19 protein-coding genes and 2 pseudogenes are annotated in these 19,305 nt (G+C 60.3%); 7 read left to right on the top strand and 14 right to left on the bottom strand.

What is annotated here, in order from left to right:
• The first annotated feature begins 82 nt into the window (after nucleotides 1-82).
• A complete protein-coding gene (locus ACRESH_RS02895; protein ID WP_431740519.1) occupies nucleotides 83-739 on the top strand; it encodes an HAD family hydrolase in 657 nt (218 codons plus the stop codon).
• Nucleotides 740-762: 23 nt separating this feature from the next.
• On the opposite strand, the gene ACRESH_RS02890 is transcribed toward ACRESH_RS02895, so the two are convergent.
• Together ACRESH_RS02890 and ilvA are read right to left on the bottom strand one after the other, a co-directional pair.
• Nucleotides 763-1,191 carry a DUF2269 family protein gene (locus tag ACRESH_RS02890; RefSeq protein ID WP_431740518.1) on the bottom strand — a complete coding sequence of 143 codons (429 nt, stop codon included), beginning with the start codon at nucleotides 1,189-1,191 and terminating at the stop codon, nucleotides 763-765.
• A gap of 38 nt (nucleotides 1,192-1,229) precedes the next feature.
• Entirely contained in the window at nucleotides 1,230-2,744 is a 1,515-nt protein-coding gene (gene ilvA / locus ACRESH_RS02885; RefSeq protein ID WP_431740517.1) for a threonine ammonia-lyase, biosynthetic, read from the bottom strand.
• Between the two features lie 136 nt (nucleotides 2,745-2,880).
• Here ilvA and rpiA point away from each other — a divergent pair, with 136 nt between their 5' ends.
• Nucleotides 2,881-3,552 (top strand): ribose-5-phosphate isomerase RpiA, encoded by a 672-nt coding sequence (gene rpiA, locus ACRESH_RS02880; protein ID WP_431740516.1) that lies wholly within the window; start codon nucleotides 2,881-2,883, stop codon nucleotides 3,550-3,552.
• Between the two features lie 31 nt (nucleotides 3,553-3,583).
• On the opposite strand, the gene ACRESH_RS02875 is transcribed toward rpiA, so the two are convergent.
• The 4 genes from ACRESH_RS02875 to ACRESH_RS02860 all read right to left on the bottom strand — a co-directional run bounded on the left by ACRESH_RS02875 (nucleotide 3,584) and on the right by ACRESH_RS02860 (nucleotide 7,750).
• A complete protein-coding gene (locus ACRESH_RS02875; RefSeq protein WP_431740515.1) occupies nucleotides 3,584-4,495 on the bottom strand; it encodes an SdiA-regulated domain-containing protein in 912 nt (303 codons plus the stop codon).
• 68 nt (nucleotides 4,496-4,563) lie between these two features.
• The gene (locus tag ACRESH_RS02870; RefSeq protein ID WP_431740514.1) at nucleotides 4,564-5,496 is read right to left on the bottom strand and encodes an SdiA-regulated domain-containing protein; all 933 of its coding nucleotides are present in this window, start codon (nucleotides 5,494-5,496) and stop codon (nucleotides 4,564-4,566) included.
• A 149-nt stretch (nucleotides 5,497-5,645) separates the two neighbouring features.
• A complete protein-coding gene (locus ACRESH_RS02865; protein WP_431740513.1) occupies nucleotides 5,646-6,311 on the bottom strand; it encodes a fumarylacetoacetate hydrolase family protein in 666 nt (221 codons plus the stop codon).
• A 41-nt stretch (nucleotides 6,312-6,352) separates the two neighbouring features.
• On the bottom strand, nucleotides 6,353-7,750 hold the full coding sequence (locus tag ACRESH_RS02860) for an FAD-binding oxidoreductase (RefSeq protein ID WP_431740512.1): 1,398 nt from the start codon (nucleotides 7,748-7,750) through the stop codon (nucleotides 6,353-6,355).
• A 172-nt stretch (nucleotides 7,751-7,922) separates the two neighbouring features.
• Between ACRESH_RS02860 and serA the strand changes: the two genes are divergently transcribed.
• Nucleotides 7,923-9,152, top strand: a complete 1,230-nt coding sequence (serA, locus tag ACRESH_RS02855) for a phosphoglycerate dehydrogenase (protein WP_431740511.1) — start codon at nucleotides 7,923-7,925, stop codon at nucleotides 9,150-9,152.
• A gap of 59 nt (nucleotides 9,153-9,211) precedes the next feature.
• On the opposite strand, the gene ACRESH_RS02850 is transcribed toward serA, so the two are convergent.
• The gene (locus ACRESH_RS02850) at nucleotides 9,212-9,601 is read right to left on the bottom strand and encodes a DUF4399 domain-containing protein (protein WP_431740510.1); all 390 of its coding nucleotides are present in this window, start codon (nucleotides 9,599-9,601) and stop codon (nucleotides 9,212-9,214) included.
• A gap of 245 nt (nucleotides 9,602-9,846) precedes the next feature.
• Between ACRESH_RS02850 and ACRESH_RS02845 the strand changes: the two genes are divergently transcribed.
• Nucleotides 9,847-10,614, top strand: a complete 768-nt coding sequence (locus ACRESH_RS02845; protein ID WP_431740509.1) for a transporter substrate-binding domain-containing protein — start codon at nucleotides 9,847-9,849, stop codon at nucleotides 10,612-10,614.
• A gap of 23 nt (nucleotides 10,615-10,637) precedes the next feature.
• On the opposite strand, the gene ACRESH_RS02840 is transcribed toward ACRESH_RS02845, so the two are convergent.
• Together ACRESH_RS02840 and ACRESH_RS02835 are read right to left on the bottom strand one after the other, a co-directional pair.
• Entirely contained in the window at nucleotides 10,638-11,144 is a 507-nt protein-coding gene (locus ACRESH_RS02840) for a DUF523 domain-containing protein (RefSeq protein ID WP_431740508.1), read from the bottom strand.
• Complete coding sequence (locus ACRESH_RS02835) at nucleotides 11,125-11,757, bottom strand: 2OG-Fe(II) oxygenase (RefSeq protein ID WP_431740507.1); 633 nt, start codon at nucleotides 11,755-11,757, stop codon at nucleotides 11,125-11,127. The genes ACRESH_RS02840 and ACRESH_RS02835 overlap by 20 nt, the downstream gene beginning before the upstream one ends.
• Before the next feature lie 113 nt (nucleotides 11,758-11,870).
• On the opposite strand from ACRESH_RS02835, the gene ACRESH_RS02830 reads away from it, so the two are divergent.
• Nucleotides 11,871-12,620: a DUF2059 domain-containing protein gene (locus tag ACRESH_RS02830; RefSeq protein ID WP_431740506.1), complete on the top strand. Its 750-nt coding sequence runs from the start codon at nucleotides 11,871-11,873 to the stop codon at nucleotides 12,618-12,620.
• On the opposite strand, the gene ACRESH_RS02825 is transcribed toward ACRESH_RS02830, so the two are convergent.
• The gene (locus ACRESH_RS02825) at nucleotides 12,621-13,562 is read right to left on the bottom strand and encodes an alpha/beta hydrolase (RefSeq protein WP_431740505.1); all 942 of its coding nucleotides are present in this window, start codon (nucleotides 13,560-13,562) and stop codon (nucleotides 12,621-12,623) included.
• A 100-nt stretch (nucleotides 13,563-13,662) separates the two neighbouring features.
• Between ACRESH_RS02825 and ACRESH_RS02820 the strand changes: the two genes are divergently transcribed.
• Both ACRESH_RS02820 and ACRESH_RS02815 read left to right on the top strand, forming a co-directional pair.
• Entirely contained in the window at nucleotides 13,663-14,232 is a 570-nt protein-coding gene (locus tag ACRESH_RS02820; protein ID WP_431740504.1) for a DUF6436 domain-containing protein, read from the top strand.
• A gap of 83 nt (nucleotides 14,233-14,315) precedes the next feature.
• Entirely contained in the window at nucleotides 14,316-16,685 is a 2,370-nt protein-coding gene (locus ACRESH_RS02815) for a penicillin acylase family protein (RefSeq protein WP_431740503.1), read from the top strand.
• 123 nt (nucleotides 16,686-16,808) lie between these two features.
• Here the strand turns inward: ACRESH_RS02815 and ACRESH_RS02810 are convergent.
• The 4 genes and pseudogenes from ACRESH_RS02810 to ACRESH_RS02795 form a co-directional block, all read right to left on the bottom strand.
• A pseudogene (locus tag ACRESH_RS02810) lies at nucleotides 16,809-17,027 on the bottom strand (glutamine ABC transporter substrate-binding protein); the annotation flags it as partial.
• 5 nt (nucleotides 17,028-17,032) lie between these two features.
• Nucleotides 17,033-17,176: pseudogene (locus tag ACRESH_RS02805) on the bottom strand (amino acid ABC transporter permease); the annotation flags it as partial.
• 237 nt (nucleotides 17,177-17,413) lie between these two features.
• Nucleotides 17,414-18,199, bottom strand: coding sequence for a MetQ/NlpA family ABC transporter substrate-binding protein (locus ACRESH_RS02800; RefSeq protein ID WP_431740502.1), 786 nt, complete (start codon nucleotides 18,197-18,199; stop codon nucleotides 17,414-17,416).
• 161 nt (nucleotides 18,200-18,360) lie between these two features.
• Nucleotides 18,361-19,302 carry a sigma 54-interacting transcriptional regulator gene (locus tag ACRESH_RS02795; protein WP_431740501.1) on the bottom strand — a complete coding sequence of 314 codons (942 nt, stop codon included), beginning with the start codon at nucleotides 19,300-19,302 and terminating at the stop codon, nucleotides 18,361-18,363.
• Nucleotides 19,303-19,305 lie beyond the last annotated feature (3 nt).

The raw sequence follows: 19,305 nt of genomic DNA, 5'->3' as shown, positions 1-19,305 counted from the left end.
AACGCGCCTGTTTACCTTATGTGCACCGATGTGAAAAGTCCGTATTCTGTGGGACTTTTCAGATGTTATGCGAGTGACTTCAATGCGCCTGGCTTTATTCGATCTGGACAACACCCTCCTTGGTGGCGACAGCGACCACGCGTGGGGTGACTACCTCTGCGCTCGCGGGATTCTCGACCCGGTGGCGTATCAGAACCGCAACGACGCTTTCTACCAGGATTACCTGGCCGGCAAGCTGGACCTGGCTGCCTACCTGAACTTCAGCCTGGAAATTCTCGCCGCCACCGAAATGGCGCAACTCGACGAATGGCATCGCGACTTCATGCGCGACTGCGTCGAACCGATCATCCTGCCCAAGTCTCTGGCACTGCTGAAGAAGCACCGCGACGCCGGCGACAAGCTGGTGATCATCACCGCCACCAACCGTTTCATTACCGGACCGATTGCCAAGCGTCTGGAAGTCGACACCCTGCTGGCCACCGAATGCGAAATGGTCGACGGCCGCTACACCGGCCACAGTACCGACGTGCCCTGCTTCCGGGAAGGCAAGGTGACGCGCTTGAATCGCTGGCTGGAAGAAAACGGCTTCAACCTGGAAGGTAGCTATTTTTATAGCGACTCGATGAATGACTTGCCGCTGCTGGAGCAAGTGGCTAATCCGGTCGCCGTCGACCCGGACCCTAACCTGCGCGCCGAAGCCGAGAAACGCGGCTGGCCGGTGATCAGCCTGCGCGACTGATATATATCCCATCGCGGGGCCCGTCAGACCGGCTTGGCGCCCATCAGTCCGGCAATGGCGATGAAACACACACCACTGAACAGCGCCAGCGCCAGGGTGAACTTCGGATTACCCACAGTCGGTGCCGTACGCAGACGATTGACCCGCGCCAGCAGCCAGAACCAGCTGAACGCAGCGAAGGTGTAGATCACGCTGGAGCCCAGCACCCAGGTCTGGCCCAACGGCCAGCCGATCAGGTGCACCAGCCACCAGCCGGTGAATGGCATGCTCACAAGGCTTATGCCCATCAACAGCCAGACGAACACCAGCGGCCGCTGCATCAAACGGCCAGGCGCCGCCGTGTCGCCTTTACGGCGCGCCAACCAGGTCCAGATCGCCAGGCCCAGGGCACTGCCGAGCAACAGTACAGTGGCCGAGATGTGCAGGGCTTTGAGAGTAGTCAGGTATTCCATGTCATTGCTTCCTTGTGAGCTGTCCTGAGCTTAGCTGCTCAGCCCAGGAACAGCCGATACGCTGGATTATCGGTTTCGTCCCAGTACGGATAGCCGATCTTGGCCAGGGCGGCTGGTATCAGGTGGCGCTCATCATCCGGGACTTGCAGGCCGGCCACCACGCGACCATCGGCCGCGCCGTGGTTGCGGTAATGGAACATCGAAATGTTCCAGCGCCCACCGAGCTTGTTGAGGAAGTTGAACAATGCCCCCGGACGCTCCGGGAACTCAAAGCGCAGCACCATCTCGTGACTGACCCGCGCCGCATGGCCACCGACCATGTGACGGATATGCAACTTGGCCAGTTCGTTGTCGGTCAGGTCGAGTACCGGAAAACCTTGCTCGGTCAGGCTCTGGATCAAGGCGCTGCGCGGATCGGTGTCCGGATGGGTCTGCACGCCGACGAAGATATGCGCCTCACCATCGGCATGGTAACGGTAGTTGAACTCGGTGATCTGGCGTTTGCCGATGGCCTCGCAGAAGGCCTTGAAACTGCCCGGTTGCTCGGGGATGGTCACTGCGATGATTGCTTCGCGGCCTTCACCCAGCTCGGCACGCTCGGCAACATGGCGCAGGCGATCAAAGTTGACGTTGGCACCGGAGTCGATCGCCACCAGGGTCTGGCCGCTGACACCGTTCAGTTCGACGTACTTCTTGATCCCGGCGACACCCAACGCGCCGGCAGGTTCGGTGATCGAGCGGGTATCGTCGTAAATATCCTTGATAGCTGCGCAGATCTCGTCAGTGCTGACGGTCACCACCTCATCGACATAGGTCTTGCAGATGTCGAAGGTGTGCTGGCCAATCTGCGCCACCGCCACGCCGTCGGCGAACAACCCGACCTGCGCCAACACCACACGCTCACCCGCGGCCATGGCGGCCTGCAGGCAATTGGAGTCGTCTGGCTCGACGCCGATCACCTTGATCTCCGGGCGCAGGTATTTCACGTAGGCGGCAATGCCTGCGATCAGGCCACCGCCACCCACTGGAACGAAGATCGCGTCCAACTGCCCCGGATGCTGGCGCAGGATCTCCATGGCCACTGTACCCTGACCGGCAATGGTGTGCGGATCGTCGTAAGGGTGGATATAAACAAAGCCCTTTTCGTCCACAAGTTTGAGCGAATAGGCCAGCGCTTCCGGGAACGAGTCACCGTGCAGTACGACCTTGCCACCGCGCGAACGCACGCCTTCGACCTTGATCTCCGGGGTGGTCTTGGGCATGACGATAGTCGCCTTGATCCCCAGCTTCCGCGCCGCCAGGGCCACGCCCTGGGCATGGTTGCCGGCCGAAGCGGTAACCACGCCACGGGCCAGTTCTTCAGGGGTCAGCTGAGCCAGCTTGTTGTAAGCACCGCGAATCTTGAAAGAGAACACCGGCTGCAAGTCTTCGCGCTTGAGCAGGATGTTGTTGCCCAGGCGCTTGCTCAGTTGGCCGGCGGTCTGCAACGGGGTTTCGACGGCAACGTCGTAAACGCGCGAGGTGAGGATCTTCTTGACGTACTGTTCGAGCATCGGGAAAGCATCACTGAGCGGTTGGGCGGGGTTTGCGAGTCTACCCCAGCGCCCTGTCGGGCGACCACAGCAAGTCCGGGGTTTTAGCCGCTATACTACGCGCCTTCACGATACTCCTCCCCGCTTCGGAGCCCGCATGACCCAGGACCAACTCAAACAGGCTGTCGCCCAGGCCGCTGTCGATTTCATTCTGCCCAAGCTCGACGACAAGAGCATTGTCGGCGTCGGCACCGGCTCGACCGCCAACTGCTTCATCGACGCCCTGGCCAAGCACAAGACCGCCTTCGACGGCGCCGTGGCCAGCTCCGAAGCGACCGCCGCACGCCTGAAGGGTCATGGTATTGCGGTGTATGAGCTGAACACCGTCAGCGACCTGGAGTTCTATGTCGACGGCGCCGATGAAAGCGACGAGCACCTGAACCTGATCAAAGGCGGTGGCGCTGCCCTGACCCGCGAGAAAATCGTTGCCGCCGTGGCCAAGACCTTCATCTGCATCGCCGACGCCAGCAAGCTGGTACCGGTACTGGGCGCCTTCCCGCTACCGGTCGAAGTGATCCCGATGGCCCGCAGCCATGTGGCGCGCCAGTTGGTAAAGCTGGGGGGCGACCCGGTTTATCGTGAAGGCGTAATCACCGACAACGGCAACATCATCCTTGATGTGCATAACCTGCAGATCACCAACCCGGTGGAGCTGGAAAGCCAGATCAACGCCATTGTTGGCGTGGTCACCAACGGCTTGTTCGCGGCACGGCCGGCGGATCTGCTGTTGCTCGGCACTTCTGAAGGGGTGAAGAGCCTCAAGGCCTGATAGTTGGGCTGCTTTGCAGCCCCAAGACTTACTACTCGGCCGGTTTCTTGAACACATAAAACAGGTTCGGCTCGCTGACCAGGTAAATGGTCCCGGCATCGTCCATGGCGATGCCTTCAGCCTGGGGCACGCTCTGCTTCAGGCCCTGAAACCCCTTACGTAGCGACAGGCTGCTCAGCGGTTTACCCTTCACATCCAGCTCCAGCACCAATTGCGACTCATCCGACAACGCCAGCAGATGTCCGCTGCGCTCATCGAACTGCAGGCTCGACAGATCACGCACAAACAGCCGCGAATCACGCTTCTGGTCCTGCACCACATGCACCGCATAAGGCTGCTCAGGGTTGTCATGAGGAAAGCCATGCACCTCGTAGATCAGCATCGGATCACGCTCTTTGGCGACGAACAAGCGTTTGCCCGCCGAGTCATAGGCCAAACCTTCGAAACCCTTGTTGCCGTTCAGGCCAATACCCAAGGTCAGTTGCTCGGCATCCTTGGCGTCAAGCAATAGCGTGTTGTTGTTGAGCTGCACACGAATCAGGCGCTGTTCACGTTCATCGGTGATGACATAGCTGCCGGGGCCAACGTACTCAACCGCCTCAGGATCGCCAAAACCGGTGAGCGGTACACGCCGCAGGATGCGCCCGTCCAGTGACAGTTCAATCAACTCCGAACGCTGATTGGTCACGGTGAACAGGCTGTTGCGGTCAGGATCGAAGGTGAGTGCGGAAATATCGTCATCCAGACCTTCGAGGGGCTGCGCCTCGATTATCACCCGGTACTGGCCCAGACCAATACTCTGCTCGGAGGGCTGCCACCATGTCTTGAAATTGAACCAGCCACGCTCGAACAAGCGGTAATGCTGCCCCGCCGCTGCAAGCACAAGTACGGCCAACAGGCTGACAACCAGGAAAATCAGAGGCAGGCGGATATAGCGACGCATTCAGGAGAACTCTATAGATGACAGCCTGAATCTAACCAAACTCAACTGAAGCCAAGCTTAAATCCTGGTCAGGGCTTTTTGAAACGATAGAACAGGTCTGGTTCACTGACGATATACAGGGTGCCCTGCTCGTCCATAGCCACGCCTTCGGCCCGAGGAACACGCTTGTTCAAGCCGTTGAAGCCGCCCAGCAGGGTCATGAAGCTGACCTGCTCGCCGGTCTCATTCAGTTCCAGAAGCATGTTGGAGTCGGCGGACAGCACCAGCATGTGCCCGGTACGTGGGTCGATACCCAGGGCCGAGAGGTTGCGCAGGTCCAGTTCTTTGCTTGGCAACGGCTTTTTGTCACCGGTCAACGGGCTCTGGCCATCGCTGCTCCAGGTAAACAATGCCGGAGGGCGCTCTTCGCCAAGGACAATGCGCTGCTGCCGAGGATCCCAGGCAATCGCTTCGAAAGCCTTGTTCTGGTTCTGCGACGGACCGAGGTCGTATTGCGGGAAGTCAGCAATATTCAGTGAGCGGGTGTCGGCATTCAGGGTGACGATGGTCATTTTGTGATCACGCTCGTCGACAATCGCCAGACGCCCGCCCTCAAGCGCTGCCACACCTTCAGGGTTGCTCCAGCCCAGCAGAGGTATTTTGCGCAGGACATCGCCATCGAGGTTCAGCTCGACCAGGAAGGGGTTCTTGCCCATGACTGCGAACAGCGTTTTGCTGACCGGGCTGTAGGTCAGATCGGAAGCTTCATCATCTTCCATACCCGGCAATACCTTCGCATCGATATCGACCTGGTAGTCCGGCAGCCAGATGCTGGCTTGTTGCTCGACCGGGCTTTGAAAGCGCTCCTGCAACCACAACAGCCCGCGATCATCCCAGTGCATGGCAATCGCCACGCCATAGCCAATGATCGCTGCCGCAGCCAACCAGGTCGACCAACGCAAGGCAAGCCCACGTTTTCGCGCAGACGGCACAGATTTACTGGAAGGAACGGGAGTGGCCATGGGACTGGTGCTCTTTTTTGCCAGTTGATAACACATTACCGGCACGTTCGCAGAGCCAGATCCGCGAGCATTATCCGGATTGATTGTGAAAAAAATGACAAAAGCCGACAGCGCGCAGGGCAGCCAGCGTGACTGGCTGCCCTGGCCGGTTACAACACTGTGCTTTCGAAGCGGCTGACGCCCGGCAGCTCCAGCACCAGCTCATCGCCCGGATTGAGTGGGCCGACACCCACAGGCGTGCCGGTGAGGATTACATCACCAGCCAGCAGCGAGAACTGCGTGGCCATGTGCTGGATCATCGGCACAATCGGGTTGAGCATCAGCGCACTGTTGCCATCCTGACGCACTTCGCCGTTGATGGTCAGGCGAATGCCGATATCGGCGAGGTCCTCGAAAGTGCTACCGGCGACAAAGGGCGGCAGCACGCAAGCGCCATCGAAACACTTGGCGCGCTCCCACGGCAGGCCCTTTTCCTTCAGTTGCGTCTGCAGGTCGCGCAGGGTCAGGTCCAGGGCCGGGGCGAAGCCGGAAATGGCGTCGAGCACTTCTTCTTCGCTGGGCTCGGGCGACAGCGACTTGCCCAACAGCACCGCGATTTCCGCCTCATAGTGCACCGAACCGCGCTCGGCCGGGATCTTGAAGCCGCTGTCCAGCGGCACCACACAGCTGCCCGGCTTGATAAACAGCAGGGGCTCGGTGGGGATCGGGTTGTCCAGTTCCTTGGCGTGCTCGGCATAGTTGCGCCCGATGCACACCACCTTGCCCAGGGGAAAGTGAATACGCGTGCCGTCTACATACTGGTGCTGATAGCTCATTACCGACTCCTGGCGCTATTGGAAGCTCTTATGCCTTTGACTTACTCGATAGCGAAGATCTTGCCCGGGTTCATGATCCCGTTCGGATCGAACACCGCCTTCACCGCTTTCATGTACTGGATTTCCACCGGCGAACGGCTGTAAGTGAGGTAATCACGCTTGGTCATGCCCACCCCGTGTTCGGCAGAAATCGAGCCGTTGTACTGCTGCACGATCTCGAACACCCACTTGTTCACCGTAGCGCACTTGGCAAAGAACTCGTCCTTGCTCAGGGCATCGGGCTTGAGGATGTTCAGGTGCAGGTTGCCGTCACCGATGTGGCCATACCAGACCACCTCGAAATCCGGGTAGTTTTCTTCGACGATCGCATCGATATCGCGCAGAAATGCCGGGACTTTCGATACGGTGACCGAGATATCGTTTTTGTAGGGTGTCCAGTGCGAGATGGTTTCGGAGATGTACTCGCGCAGTTTCCACAGGTTCTGCAGCTGCTGCTCACTCTGGCTCATCACCCCGTCCAGTACCCAACCCTGCTCCACGCAGTGCTCAAAGGTGGCCAGGGCCGCGTTGGCCACCTCTTCGGTGCTGGCTTCGAACTCCAGCAGGGCATAGAACGGGCACGGGGTATCGAATGGTGCGGGAACATCGCCACGGCCCATGATCTTGGCCAGGGCCTTGTCGGAAAAGAACTCGAAGGCGGTCAGGTCGAGCTTGTCGCGAAAGGCGTGCAGCACCGGCATGATCGAGTCGAAATCCGGGGTGCCGAGCACCATGGCGGTGAGGTTGTTCGGCGCGCGATCCAGGCGCATGGTCGCCTCGACCACGAAACCCAGGGTGCCCTCGGCGCCGATGAACAGCTGACGCAGGTCGTAGCCCGTGGCGTTCTTGATCAGGTCCTTGTTCAGCTCCAGCAGGTCGCCCGTACCGGTGACGACCTTCAGGCCAGCCACCCAATTACGGGTCATACCGTAGCGAATGACCTTGATACCACCGGCATTGGTGCCGATATTGCCGCCGATCTGGCTGGAACCTGCAGAGGCGAAGTCGACCGGATAATACAGGCCCTTGTCTTCGGCAAAGTTCTGCAGTTGCTCGGTGATCACACCCGGCTGGCAGACTACGGTACGGTCGAATTCATCGAAAGCCAGGATCTGGTTCATGTAGTCGAAGGACACGACCACTTCGCCATTGGCCGCCACCGCTGCCGCCGAGAGACCTGTACGCCCGCCCGAAGGGACCAGAGCAACCTTGTGCAGGTTGGCCCAGCGGACAATGGCCTGGACCTGCTCGGTGCTCTTGGGAAATACGATGGCCAGCGGCGCCGGGGTAAAATGCTTGGTCCAATCCTTGCCGTAAGTCTCGAGGGAAACCGCATCGGTCAGCATCTTGCCAGGCTCAACCAGGGTCATCAGCTCATCAAGCAACGCAGAATTGGTCATCGACAGAACTCTCGAACTATTCATAGTCACCCTGAGCACTCTTCACGTGCCAGGGATGGGCGTATCAGGGGGTACTCATGCTAGCATACGCCCCCCGCTGATCGAGCTTTAAGCCGATGCTGCGAGAGCTTCACTTCCCTGCCATTTTTCTCCGGGACACAGGTTTACGCAGATGAGCAAGACTTCTCTCGATAAGAGCAAGATCAAGTTCCTTCTTCTCGAAGGCGTCCACCAATCCGCCGTGGACGTCCTCAAGGCCGCCGGGTATACCAACATCGAGTACCTCACCGGTTCTCTGCCCGACGCTGAGTTGAAAGAAAAGATCGCCGACGCCCACTTCATCGGCATCCGCTCGCGCACTCAACTGACCGAAGAGGTTTTCGACTGCGCCAAGAAACTGGTCGCTGTCGGCTGTTTCTGCATCGGTACCAACCAGGTCGACCTGAACGCGGCTCGCGAGCGCGGTATCGCCGTGTTCAACGCGCCGTACTCCAACACCCGTTCGGTAGCCGAGCTGGTGCTGGCCGAAGCAATCCTGCTGCTGCGCGGCATCCCGGAGAAAAACGCTTCCTGCCACCGTGGTGGCTGGATCAAGAGCGCAGCCAACTCCTTCGAGATTCGCGGCAAGAAGCTGGGTATCGTCGGTTACGGCTCGATCGGCACCCAACTGTCGGTCCTGGCCGAAAGCCTTGGTATGCAGGTGTTCTTCTTCGACCCGCTGACCAAGCTGCCACTGGGCAACGCTACCCAGGTCACCAGCCTGAACGAGCTGTTGGGTCTGGCCGACATCGTCTCTCTGCACGTGCCTGAGCTGCCGTCCACCCAATGGATGATCGGCGAGAAAGAAATCCGCGCGATGAAGAAAGGCTCGATCCTGATCAACGCCGCCCGCGGTACCGTGGTCGAGCTGGATCACCTGGCTGCTGCGATCAAGGACAAGCACCTGATCGGTGCCGCTATCGACGTGTTCCCGGTCGAGCCGCGCTCCAACGACGAAGAGTTCGAAAGCCCGCTGCGTGGCCTGGACAACGTGATCCTGACCCCGCACATCGGTGGTTCCACCGCCGAAGCCCAGGCCAACATCGGTTTGGAAGTGGCGGAGAAACTGGTCAAGTACAGCGACAACGGTACTTCGGTTTCGTCGGTCAACTTCCCTGAAGTGGCCTTGCCGGCTCACCCGGGCAAACACCGTCTGCTGCATATTCACGAAAACATTCCAGGCGTACTCAGCGAGATCAACAAAGTCTTCGCCGAAAACGCGATCAACATCTCCGGTCAGTTCCTGCAGACCAACGAGAAAGTCGGTTATGTAGTGATCGACGTTGATGCCGAGTACTCGGATCTGGCGCAAGAAAAACTGCAACAGGTCAAGGGCACTATCCGTTCCCGCGTACTGTTCTAAGTTTTTCCGGTGAAAAACAAGGGAGGCCCTGGTGGCCTCCCTTTTTTATGCTGCGCCGATTACTTCACGTCTACGGTGATTTTCTTCGATTCAACGCTTGGCTTGAACGGCACGTGGAACTTGTCGCCCAATACCAGTTGCAGGGTGTGCTTGCCTGGGGTCAAGCTCAGTTCAACTTCGGTCTGGGCCTTGCCGAAGTGCAGTATTTGCGGACCGGCAGGCAGTGGCGCCTTGTTTTCCGGCAACTGGCTGGCTGGCAACACCTGATCGGCGGCCGGCTCCTTGTCGACATCTACCAGCAAGTGGTGGTGAGCGGTGTGCGGGGTCTGGTCACCCGCTGGCTTGAGCTCCATGCCCTCGATACCGAATTTGACGGTGAGGGGCTTGTCGACCGTCGCGCCATCAGCCGGGGAAACGATGAAAACCTTGGCGTCTTTCGGCGGCTGCACGCGAAACTAGGCTTTTCATTCACTTCTCCGGTGATTTGCTTCTATAACCTTGCCGGTGAAACGAAAGGCAATGGTTTTTCACCATAGATCAATTGGACCAGAACATATCCGAATTTTCTCACAGAAAATATTTCTCCCTGTGGCTAACATCCTTCAACTGATGTTGTCCTAAGTTGCGCTCGACCGTGGCATCATCAGAACGCTACGGCGAACTTTTTCACTGCCAATGATTTCAAGGGACTTCGATGCGTTTGACCATAGGGATACTACTTGCCGCCCTGCTCAGCCCATGGGCACATGCCGAACTGATCGATGATATAAACGACCGTGGCGAGTTGCGCATTGCCGTCGAAGCCAACATGCCACCGTTCAACTTCAAAGATGACGGCAAGCTGACGGGCTTTGAAGTCGAGCTCGGCCAGGCCCTGGCCAACGAACTGGATGTACGCGCCGAGTTCGTGGTGACTACCCGCGACGACTTGCTGCCGGGCGTTGAAAGTGGCAAATACGACATTGCCCTGAACCAGGTTGCTGCCACTCCCGAACTCAAGGAACGCCTGGGTTTCAGCGAGCCCTACAGCTATTCCAGCGCCCAGCTGATCGTGCGCAAGGAAGACAAACGCCCACTGGGCACCCTTGAAGCGCTCAAGGGTCACAGCCTCGGCGTGGTCCAGGGGAGTCAGTTCGCCGAACAAGCGCGTGGGGTTGAAGGCGTCAACCTGCACAGCTATCCAAACGCCACCCAGCCGATCAAGGACGTGGCCAGCGACCAGATCGACGCAGCTATCAGCGACCGTCTGCTGGTGCCCTATGCCATTCGTGACAGCCAGCAGCCGGTGACCGAAGGCGCCACCGTCGGACCGACCCTGAGCCTGGCGATTCCGTTTCAGAAAGGTAACCCGGCGTTCCAAAGCGCTGTGGATAACGCCCTGCAACGCATCAAGGCCGATGGCCGGCTCGAAGCCCTGTCGCAGAAATGGTTCGGGCTGGACGCCAGCAAGCCGCCGAAGTAACCAGAGCATTGCGGGGCCCGCTCCTACAGAAGCTGTTTCAAGGCTTGCTCCGCCGCCTCAAGCTCCAGCTCACTGAACACCTGCACCCCTTCCCGGCGCAGTAATGCCGTGGTCACGCCTTCGCCAGTTACCCTGGTGCCACTGAACGTGCCGTCATAAGTCAGCAGGTTGCCGCACGAAGGGCTACCCGATTTGAGTACTGCGATACGGATGCCATGACGCCGGACCAGTTCCAGCGCCAGCTGCGCACCAAGCAGAAACTGCGCACTGACATCCTCGCCAGCGACCGTCACAACCTTTACTTGGCCATTGAGTACATCACTGCCCTGCCCACCGGGGATCTCGGCCGGTGGCCGTGGTGTTGGCAACCCACCCGCCACTTCCGGGCACAAAGGCACGATCCGGCCTGCGCTTTGCCAACGCTGCAGCAGATCGGGGTGTCCACTGGCGCGCCCGTCATAGCGCACCGGCTGACCCAGCAAGCAGGCACTGACCAGCACTTTGTGCTGCTTAGAACGGCTCGTTGCCACGACGGCGGAACCAACCGGTGACCGACAAACGCTCTCGCCGGGCCGGCAGCACTTCATGGGGAACATCACCGGAAAGGAACACCACCAGGCAGCCACCGACAGGCTGCACGTCGTGCTCCGTGCCATTCTTCAGGCTCATGCGCAACTGCCCGCCGTCGTCGGGCAACCAATCCGGGTTGAGGTAGATCACCGCCGAGACCGTGCGCCGGTCGTTGTCGCGAAAACGGTCGAGGTGCTTGCGATAAAAGGCCCCCGGCGGGTACAGGGCAAAGTGACACTCGAAATCTTCGAGCCCCAGGAACAACCCACGGTTGAGTGCTTCGCGCAGGCCGTCCATCAACTCAAGGTATTGGTCGCAGCACTCGGCCTGGCCGGGCTCCAGCCATTGGATATGGTCGCCGCGAATCCCCTCACGAACCTCTTGGGTCGCTCCCCGTCCTACCGCCGCAGGTGCCAGCTCGCCCTCGGCCGCGCGGGCACGACACTCGGCCGCCAGCGCCAGGGTCAGAGACGCTGGAAGAAAGATGTCCTGCTGTGACCAGCCATGGGTGGCCAGGTCGTCGACAATGCGCAACAGCAGTGGGTGATCAGGAGATAGGGGCATGACGCGCATAGTATCGATCTGCTGCGCAAACCGACAGCGCCACTTGGCCGAGAGTATGCAATGGCTTCTCGACAAAGCCCTGCCAGGCCAAGACAATAGCGCCCTGCCGACAGGAGTCCTGAATGCGCCGTTTGTTTTTTCTGCTGATGATGATCTGCACCACGCCTGTCTGGGCAGACAGCCTCGACCAACTCTACAAGGTCGCCGGCTGGCCCGAGCAGAGCGCCCACTTTACCGATGCCCTCGATGCCGCCCAGCAGCGCTATCGCAACAGCCTGCCGCCCGCCGTTTACCAGGCGCTGGTCAATAACAGCAACCAGCGCTTTCAAGCCCAGGCCATGGACAAGCGTGCGCGGGCACAATTGCGCGCCAACCTGAGCAATCCCAACCCCGCGCTGGCCTTCTTCCAGTCTGCGCTGGGACGCAAGATCGTCGCCGCCGAACTGCTGGCCACCCGTCGCGACCAGTTGGCCAAGAACGCCAAGGGCTTGCCCAAGATCGAGGCCAGCGACAACCGCCTGCTGATTATCGGTCACCTGGCCCAGGCCCTGCCCGCCCGCGAAGCCGGTGCCGAAGTCAGCCTGGCGATTGCCGGGGTCGCGGCCGACAGCCTCAGCCAGATGATCCCTGGCCTGCTCGGCGGTAGCCAGGCCCAGAGCCTGCTTGACGGTCAGCGTCAACGATTGATGCAGCAGATTGGCAGCGAACTGAACAACACCCTGCTCTACGTGTATCGCGACCTGTCTGATGAAGAGCTGGATGAGTTCGCCACCTTTGCCGAATCTGCAGAGGGGCAGACTTACTACAAGGCCGCCCTGGCCGCCATCCGCGCAGGCCTGGCCGTCGGGCAGAACACTTCGGACCTGAAGTGATCAGTCCAGGCGCTGGTCGATGAAATCGAAGTAGCGCTGCCGGATCGCCGGCAGCTCGTTGGCCAGGTGGTGGCGCGCCTCGGGAAGCAGCAGAATGTCGGGCGCAGCGAATTTCTCCTGGAGCACCCTGAGGTTGTGCGGCCAGTCCACAGTCATGTCGGACTCACCCTGAATAATCAGCGGCCGCCGCGCACTGACCGGTGCCGCCTCGATGCGCTTGATCCAGTCCACCAGCGCCCCGACCCAGGCCGTTGGCAATCGTCGCGACTGCAGCGGATCCGCCTGCAGGAACGGCAGGAAGGTCGGATCGTTGCTGTTTTCACTGAAGCGCCGTTCGATGCCTTTTACAAACGGGCGCAACAGGCAATAGCTGAATTTCGACCAACGCCACGAACGTGGCCGCACCAATGGCGCCAGCAGAATCACCTGGCCCTGGGCCGGGCTTTGCGCGCCACCGTGTAGCAAGTGATCAATGACAATCGCACCACCCGTGCTCTGCCCACATAGATGCCAGGGTTGTGGCAGGTCAAGGGCACGGGCCTGCTCGAACAACGCCTGCAACACCTGCTGGTAGGCACCGAAATCGTCGATGCTGGCCCGCTCGCCGCTGGACAAGCCATGCCCCGGCAAGTCGCAGGCGATCACTGCGTAATCCTGGTCCAGCGCCCAGTCGACCACATGACGGTACAAGCCCATGTGGTCATAGAAACCATGCAACAATACCAGTGTCGCCACCGGGGCCGCTGGCACCCAGGCCTGCCCGACCAATTCGAATCCCGCCGCCTCGAAACGCCCCAGCCAGCGCTGCGGCGCGACCTTGCGCGCCGGCAGGTCCAGCCCGTAGTAACGCTGATAGGCCTGGGCCTGGGTCGACAACGGCTGGCGCGCAGTCATTGGGGGCAGGCTGGCGCGTAACGAGTCGGGCTGAAATGACGCAGGCATAGAGGATTTCCACACAGCAAAAGCAGGATATTGACCTGTGATATTCAGCTGTTGCCAGCAGCATGGCAAGCTAGGCGACTTTTTTCCGGATATTGCCCTCATGCTCACGCCTTCCACCCGCACCCTGCTTGGCCTGCTGATCGCTGCCCTTTGCGTTGCCGGCTTGTGGTGGGCCTACGACAGTTTCCAGAGTCGCTATCTTCGCCCCTTCGACAACCAGACCGCGCTGTTTTCCGGTGACCGTCTGCAGCTACCCACCGCCATCGCCGGTCCCGGGCCGATTCGCCTGGTGCACTTCTGGGACCCGGCCTGCCCATGTAACGTTGGCAATCAGCAGCACTTGGCTGAGCTGATCGGGCATTTCGCAGCGCAGGGTGTGGAGTTCTATGTCGTACAAAAACCTGGCAGCCGTGGACAGTTGCCAAGCACGCTCAGCGCACTCAAGCCGCTGACTGAGCTGCCCGGAGCCGAACACCTGCCGGCCAGCCCTGGCGTAGCAATCTGGGACCGCCAGGGCAAGCTGGCCTATTTCGGCCCCTACAGCGAAGGGGCGACCTGCAATTCGAGCAACAGCTTTATCGAGCCGATTCTGCTGGCCTTGAGTCAGGGCCGGGCGGTCAGCGCTACCCACACCATGGCAGTGGGCTGCTATTGTCCCTGGCAGCCCTAGCGCACCCACGCCAGAGCGGCCTCCACGATTCACGGCCCCGGCTTTGGGGCTATGCTATTGGCAAAAAAGCACAAGGAGTCCTGATGAAGCGCAGCCTGACCTTCCTCGCTGTGGTCATTGCCGCAGCAGCCGGCGGCGGCTACTGGTATGTGCAAGGCAAGTTGCCGCAGCGCGAGGGCGAGGTAGTTCTGGCCAGCCTGCAAGCCCCGGTCAGTGTGCGTTATGACGCCCGTGGCGTACCGCACATCCAGGCCCGCAACGAGATCGACCTGTACCACGCCTTGGGCTACGTACATGCCCAGGACCGATTATTCCAGATGGAGACCATCCGCCGCCTGGCCCGTGGCGAGCTGGCCGAAGTACTCGGCAGCAAGCTGGTGCCCACCGATACCCTGTTCCGCAGCCTGCGTATTCGTGAGCAGGCCGAGCGTTACGTCGAGCGCCAGGACAAACAAGCACCCGCCTGGCTTGCCCTGCAGGCTTACCTCGATGGCGTCAATGCCTGGCAGGACAGCCACCCCAAACCCATGGAGTTCGATGTGCTCGGCATCACGCCGCGGCCTTTCACTGCCCAGGACACGCTGAGCATTGCCGGTTACATGGCCTACAGCTTTGCCGCCGCCTTTCGCACCGAGCCGGCATTGACCTATGTGCGCGACCAGCTGGGTAGCGAGTACCTGAAGATCTTCGACCTCGACTGGAACCCTGAGGGTGCGTTGCACAGCAGCCCGCCGCTGACCGCCGCTGACTGGAAAAGCCTGGAACACCTGGCCCGAGTCAGCCAGCACGCCCTGAGCGAGGCTGGCATTCCCCAGTACGAAGGTAGCAACGCCTGGGCCGTATCCGGCAGCCGTACACGCAGTGGCAAGCCGCTGCTGGCCGGAGACCCGCATATCAGCTTTGCCGTGCCCGCCGTCTGGTACGAGGCCGAGCTGTCGTCACCCGGCTTCAACCTCTATGGCTATCATCAGGCGCTCAACCCCTTTGCTTCACTGGGGCACAACCGCGCCTTCGGCTGGAGCCTGACCATGTTCCAGAACGACGATGTCGACTTGATCGCAGAACAGGTCAATCCCGACAATCCCGATCAGGTACGCATCAACGGCCAGTGGCGCTCCTTGACCGTCACCCAGGACACCATCGCCGTGAAGGGCAAGGAGCCGTTGACCATCACCCTGCGCCGCTCGCCTCACGGCCCGATCGTCAACAAGGTGATCGGCGCTAACGCCGGGCCCACACCGATTGCCATGTGGTGGGCGTTCCTGGAAACCGAGAACCCGATCCTCGAGGGTTTCTACCAGATCAATCGCGCCGACACTCTGGACAAGATGCGCAGCGCCGCAGCGAAGATCCAGGCGCCCGGACTCAACCTGGTATGGGCCAATGCCCGCGGCGATATCGGCTGGTGGGCGGCGGCGCAGTTGCCGATTCGCCCAGACGGGGTAAACCCGGCGTTTATCCTCGACGGCAGCACTGCCCAGGCTGACAAGCTCGGCTTCTACCCCTTCAGCGCCAACCCGCAGCAGGAAAACCCGGCCAGCGGCTACATCGTCTCGGCCAACCATCAGCCGCCCGCGGCCATGCCGATTCCGGGCTACTACAACCTCCCCGACCGCGGCAAGCAGCTGGACCGCCATCTAGCCGCCTCGCAGCCCAAATGGGATACGCAAAACAGCCAAGCACTGCAGCTCGACACCGCCACCGACTATGGCCCACGCACCCTGGCGCCGTTACTGGGGATCCTGCGAGAAGTGGCCACGGGCGACCAGGAGAAGGAGCTGGTCGAACAGTTGGCGAGCTGGAATGGCGACTACCCGCTGGACTCGGTCAGTGCCACGCTGTTCAACCAGTTCCTCTACGACCTGGCTTACGCGGCCATGCATGACGAGCTGGGCGATGCCTGGTTCCGGACCCTGATCAACACCCGGGTCATCGATGCGGCCTTGCCGCGCCTGGCCGCCGACGCCGAGTCCCCTTGGTGGGACCAGCATGGCAGCAGCGAGCATGGCAGCCGCAGCAAGGCGGTAAAACGGGCCTGGCAGGCCAGCCTGGCACACCTGCGCAAGACGTTGGGCAATGACCCCGCCGCCTGGCAATGGGGCAAGGCGCATACCCTGACCCACAATCATCCGCTGGGGCTACAGAAGCCGCTGAACCTACTGTTCAATGTCGGCGCATTCGCAGCGCCGGGCGCTCATGAGGTGCCGAACAACCTGTCGGCGAAGATCGGTCCGGCCCCTTGGCCGGTCACCTATGGTCCTTCGACCCGGCGCCTGATCGATTTCGCCGATGCCGGGCAGGCCCTGACCATCAACCCGGTCGGACAAAGTGGTGTGCTGTTCGACCGGCACTATGCCGATCAGTCCAAGGACTACATCGAGGGGCAGTATCACAAGGCACAGATGGGGGTGATTCCGGCGCAGAGTACCTTGAGGCTGGTGCCTGCAGACTAGCATTGGGATGCAGCTCGTGAGAGCGGATTTATCCGCGAAGGACTGCATAGCAGTCCCATCTTTGGGGCGTGTTGCGCCCCTTCGCGGATAAATCCTCTACACAAGTGGTTGCGATGGGGCCTGTCAGCCTTGCCACTTACCGCCTTCGACAATCACGCTCTCAGGCTTGGTGTCATCGCTCAGCTCTTTACGGACGTACTGGTCATACAGTTTGAGCAGGTATTTCTGCTCACCCAGACGTGCCAGCTCGGCGTTGACCCAGTCACGCAACTCGATATTGCCCTTCTTCACTGCCGGCGCAATCGGTGCTTCCTCGCCCAGTTTTTCTTCCAGCACGCGATAGGCATCGTACGGAACACCAGGATCGCCGCGTTGATCAGTGCCACCAGCAGTGAGGTGGCAATCGCGATCAGGCCTACCTGCAAGGTGACCCCGACGGCCTTCAGGAAAGCCGGTAGTGCGCCAAGGATAAAAGCGACATCAAAGCTCATTGCAGAATCTAGGATTGGCCCGAGGGTAAACAGGCCGCTCTACACAGGGTTGTCAGTGCGGGTGAGCACAATGACTAAGACTCTAAAGGCATAAAAATATTTATTTAAATACCTTTATTGCATATTGATATCACCCAAACAGCTAACCTGCGAAATCCTTGAACGCTATGCGCAAAAACGCCGACGCGGCGAGGCCGGCGTCGGCGTTGAGTGAGGCGGGTCGAGGGACTGGGGCGATCAGAACGCCGGCAGTACCGCACCGCTGTACTTCTTCTCGATGAAGGTTTTCACTTCAGGGCTGGTCAAGGCCTTGGCCAGCTTCTGGATCGCCTCGCTGTCCTTGTTGTCTGGGCGGGCCACCAGGAAGTTCACGTACGGCGAGTCGGAGCCTTCAATCACCAGGGCGTCTTTGGCTGGGTTCAGACCCGCTTCCAGCGCGTAGTTGGTGTTGATCATGTCCAGGTCGACCTGGTCCAGCACGCGCGGCAGCATGGCCGACTCAAGCTCGCGGAACTTCAGCTTCTTCGGGTTTTCGGCGATGTCTTTTGGCGTTGCCAGGGCGTTCTTCGGATCCTTCAGGGTGATCAGGCCAGCTTTCTGCAACAGCAGCAGGGCACGGCCACTGTTACTGCCTTCGTTAGGGATGGCAACAGTCGCGCCGTCCTTCAGTTCGCTCAGGCTCTTGATCTTCTTCGAGTAACCACCGAAGGGCTCGACGTGTACGCCAATCACGGTTTCCAGATGCGTGCCTTTGCCTTCGTTGAAGTTCTTCAGGTACGGCAGGGTCTGGAAGTAGTTGGCGTCCAGGCGCTTCTGGTCGACCTGCACGTTAGGCTGCACATAGTCGGTGAACACCTTGATCTCCAGGTCCACACCTTCTTTGGCCAGGGTCGGCTTGATCAGCTCGAGGATTTCGGCGTGGGGCACAGGGGTGGCGGCAACCACCAGTTTCTCGCCGGCGTGGGCGAAACCTGCAACCGACAGAGCGGCCGTCAGAGCAGTCAACAACAGAGCCTTTTTCATGCGCAGTCCTTATTCGAATACATGGCCATCAGTCGACGGCGAAATTAGGTTGCCAGCACTTTGCTAGCTGGCTTGGAGCGGACAATACCGAGATTTTTTATGCCGGAACAATATCTTTTATTTCGCTGCTTATTCCATTTTAACCATGAAGCTGCATAGGGTTACACGGCACCTTGGGCAAGACGCAACAAGGACTGCTCCAGCAAGCCCTGCAAAGCACTGCGCTCACCAGCAACCGCCCGCTGGCACAACTGATCGAGCTGACTGGCCAGAGCTTGCAGTGGCGTGGGCAGGTTCAAGTGCTGGGGCAGAATTTCTTCACCGCTGCTGACCAGCAACGCAAAGTGAATGACGTTTTCCAACTCTCGTGTGTTGCCCGGCCAGCTGTGCAGTTCCAGCACACGCTGGGCCGCTTCACTGATCAACGGCACCGGCAGATTCAGCCGCGGGCTGTAGGTACCGACGAAGTACTCGGCCAGCGGCAGGATATCGCCGATCCGATCGCGTAAGGCTGGCAACTCCAGATGACCTTCGTGCAGATAGTGGTAGAGCCGTTCATGGAACTTGCCGGCGCTGACCGCTTCGCCCAGGTCGATGCTCGACGCGGCGACCAGGCGCACGTCCACAGGGTTGGGTTGCTGGGCGCCGACCCGGGTGACTTCGCGGTTTTCCAGGGCGGCGAGCAACTTGACCTGGATTGCCAGCGGCAAGTCGGCGATTTCGTCCAGGTACAAGGTGCCGCCATTGGCCGAGCCGAACCAACCGGCGCGGCTGCTGGCCGCACCACTGTGGGCGCCGGCGCTGTAGCCAAACAGCTCGGCATCGGCATAGGTCGGGCTGATCGCCGCGCAGTTGACCGAAACGAACAGACCAGCGCGATCACTGGCGCGATGAATCTGCCGGGCCAGCAGTTCCTTGCCGGTGCCGGTCTCGCCGCGAATCAGCACCGGCAGCGCCAATGGCGCCAGCAACTCCAGCTCCTCGCGCAATTGCCGCGAGCGCGGGTCGACGAATACCAGCGCCTTGGCGCGGATACTCAGTGGGCTCTTGTCCAGTTCAGGAAAGGTCAGCAGCGGCTGACCGAAGGTGTCGTGAATACTCATGGC

This window comes from Pseudomonas sp., assembly GCF_050739775.1.
Classification (GTDB): domain Bacteria; phylum Pseudomonadota; class Gammaproteobacteria; order Pseudomonadales; family Pseudomonadaceae; genus Aquipseudomonas.
Note: the sequence above shows the minus strand (reverse complement) of the source record. Positions and strands in the feature narration are given on the sequence as shown.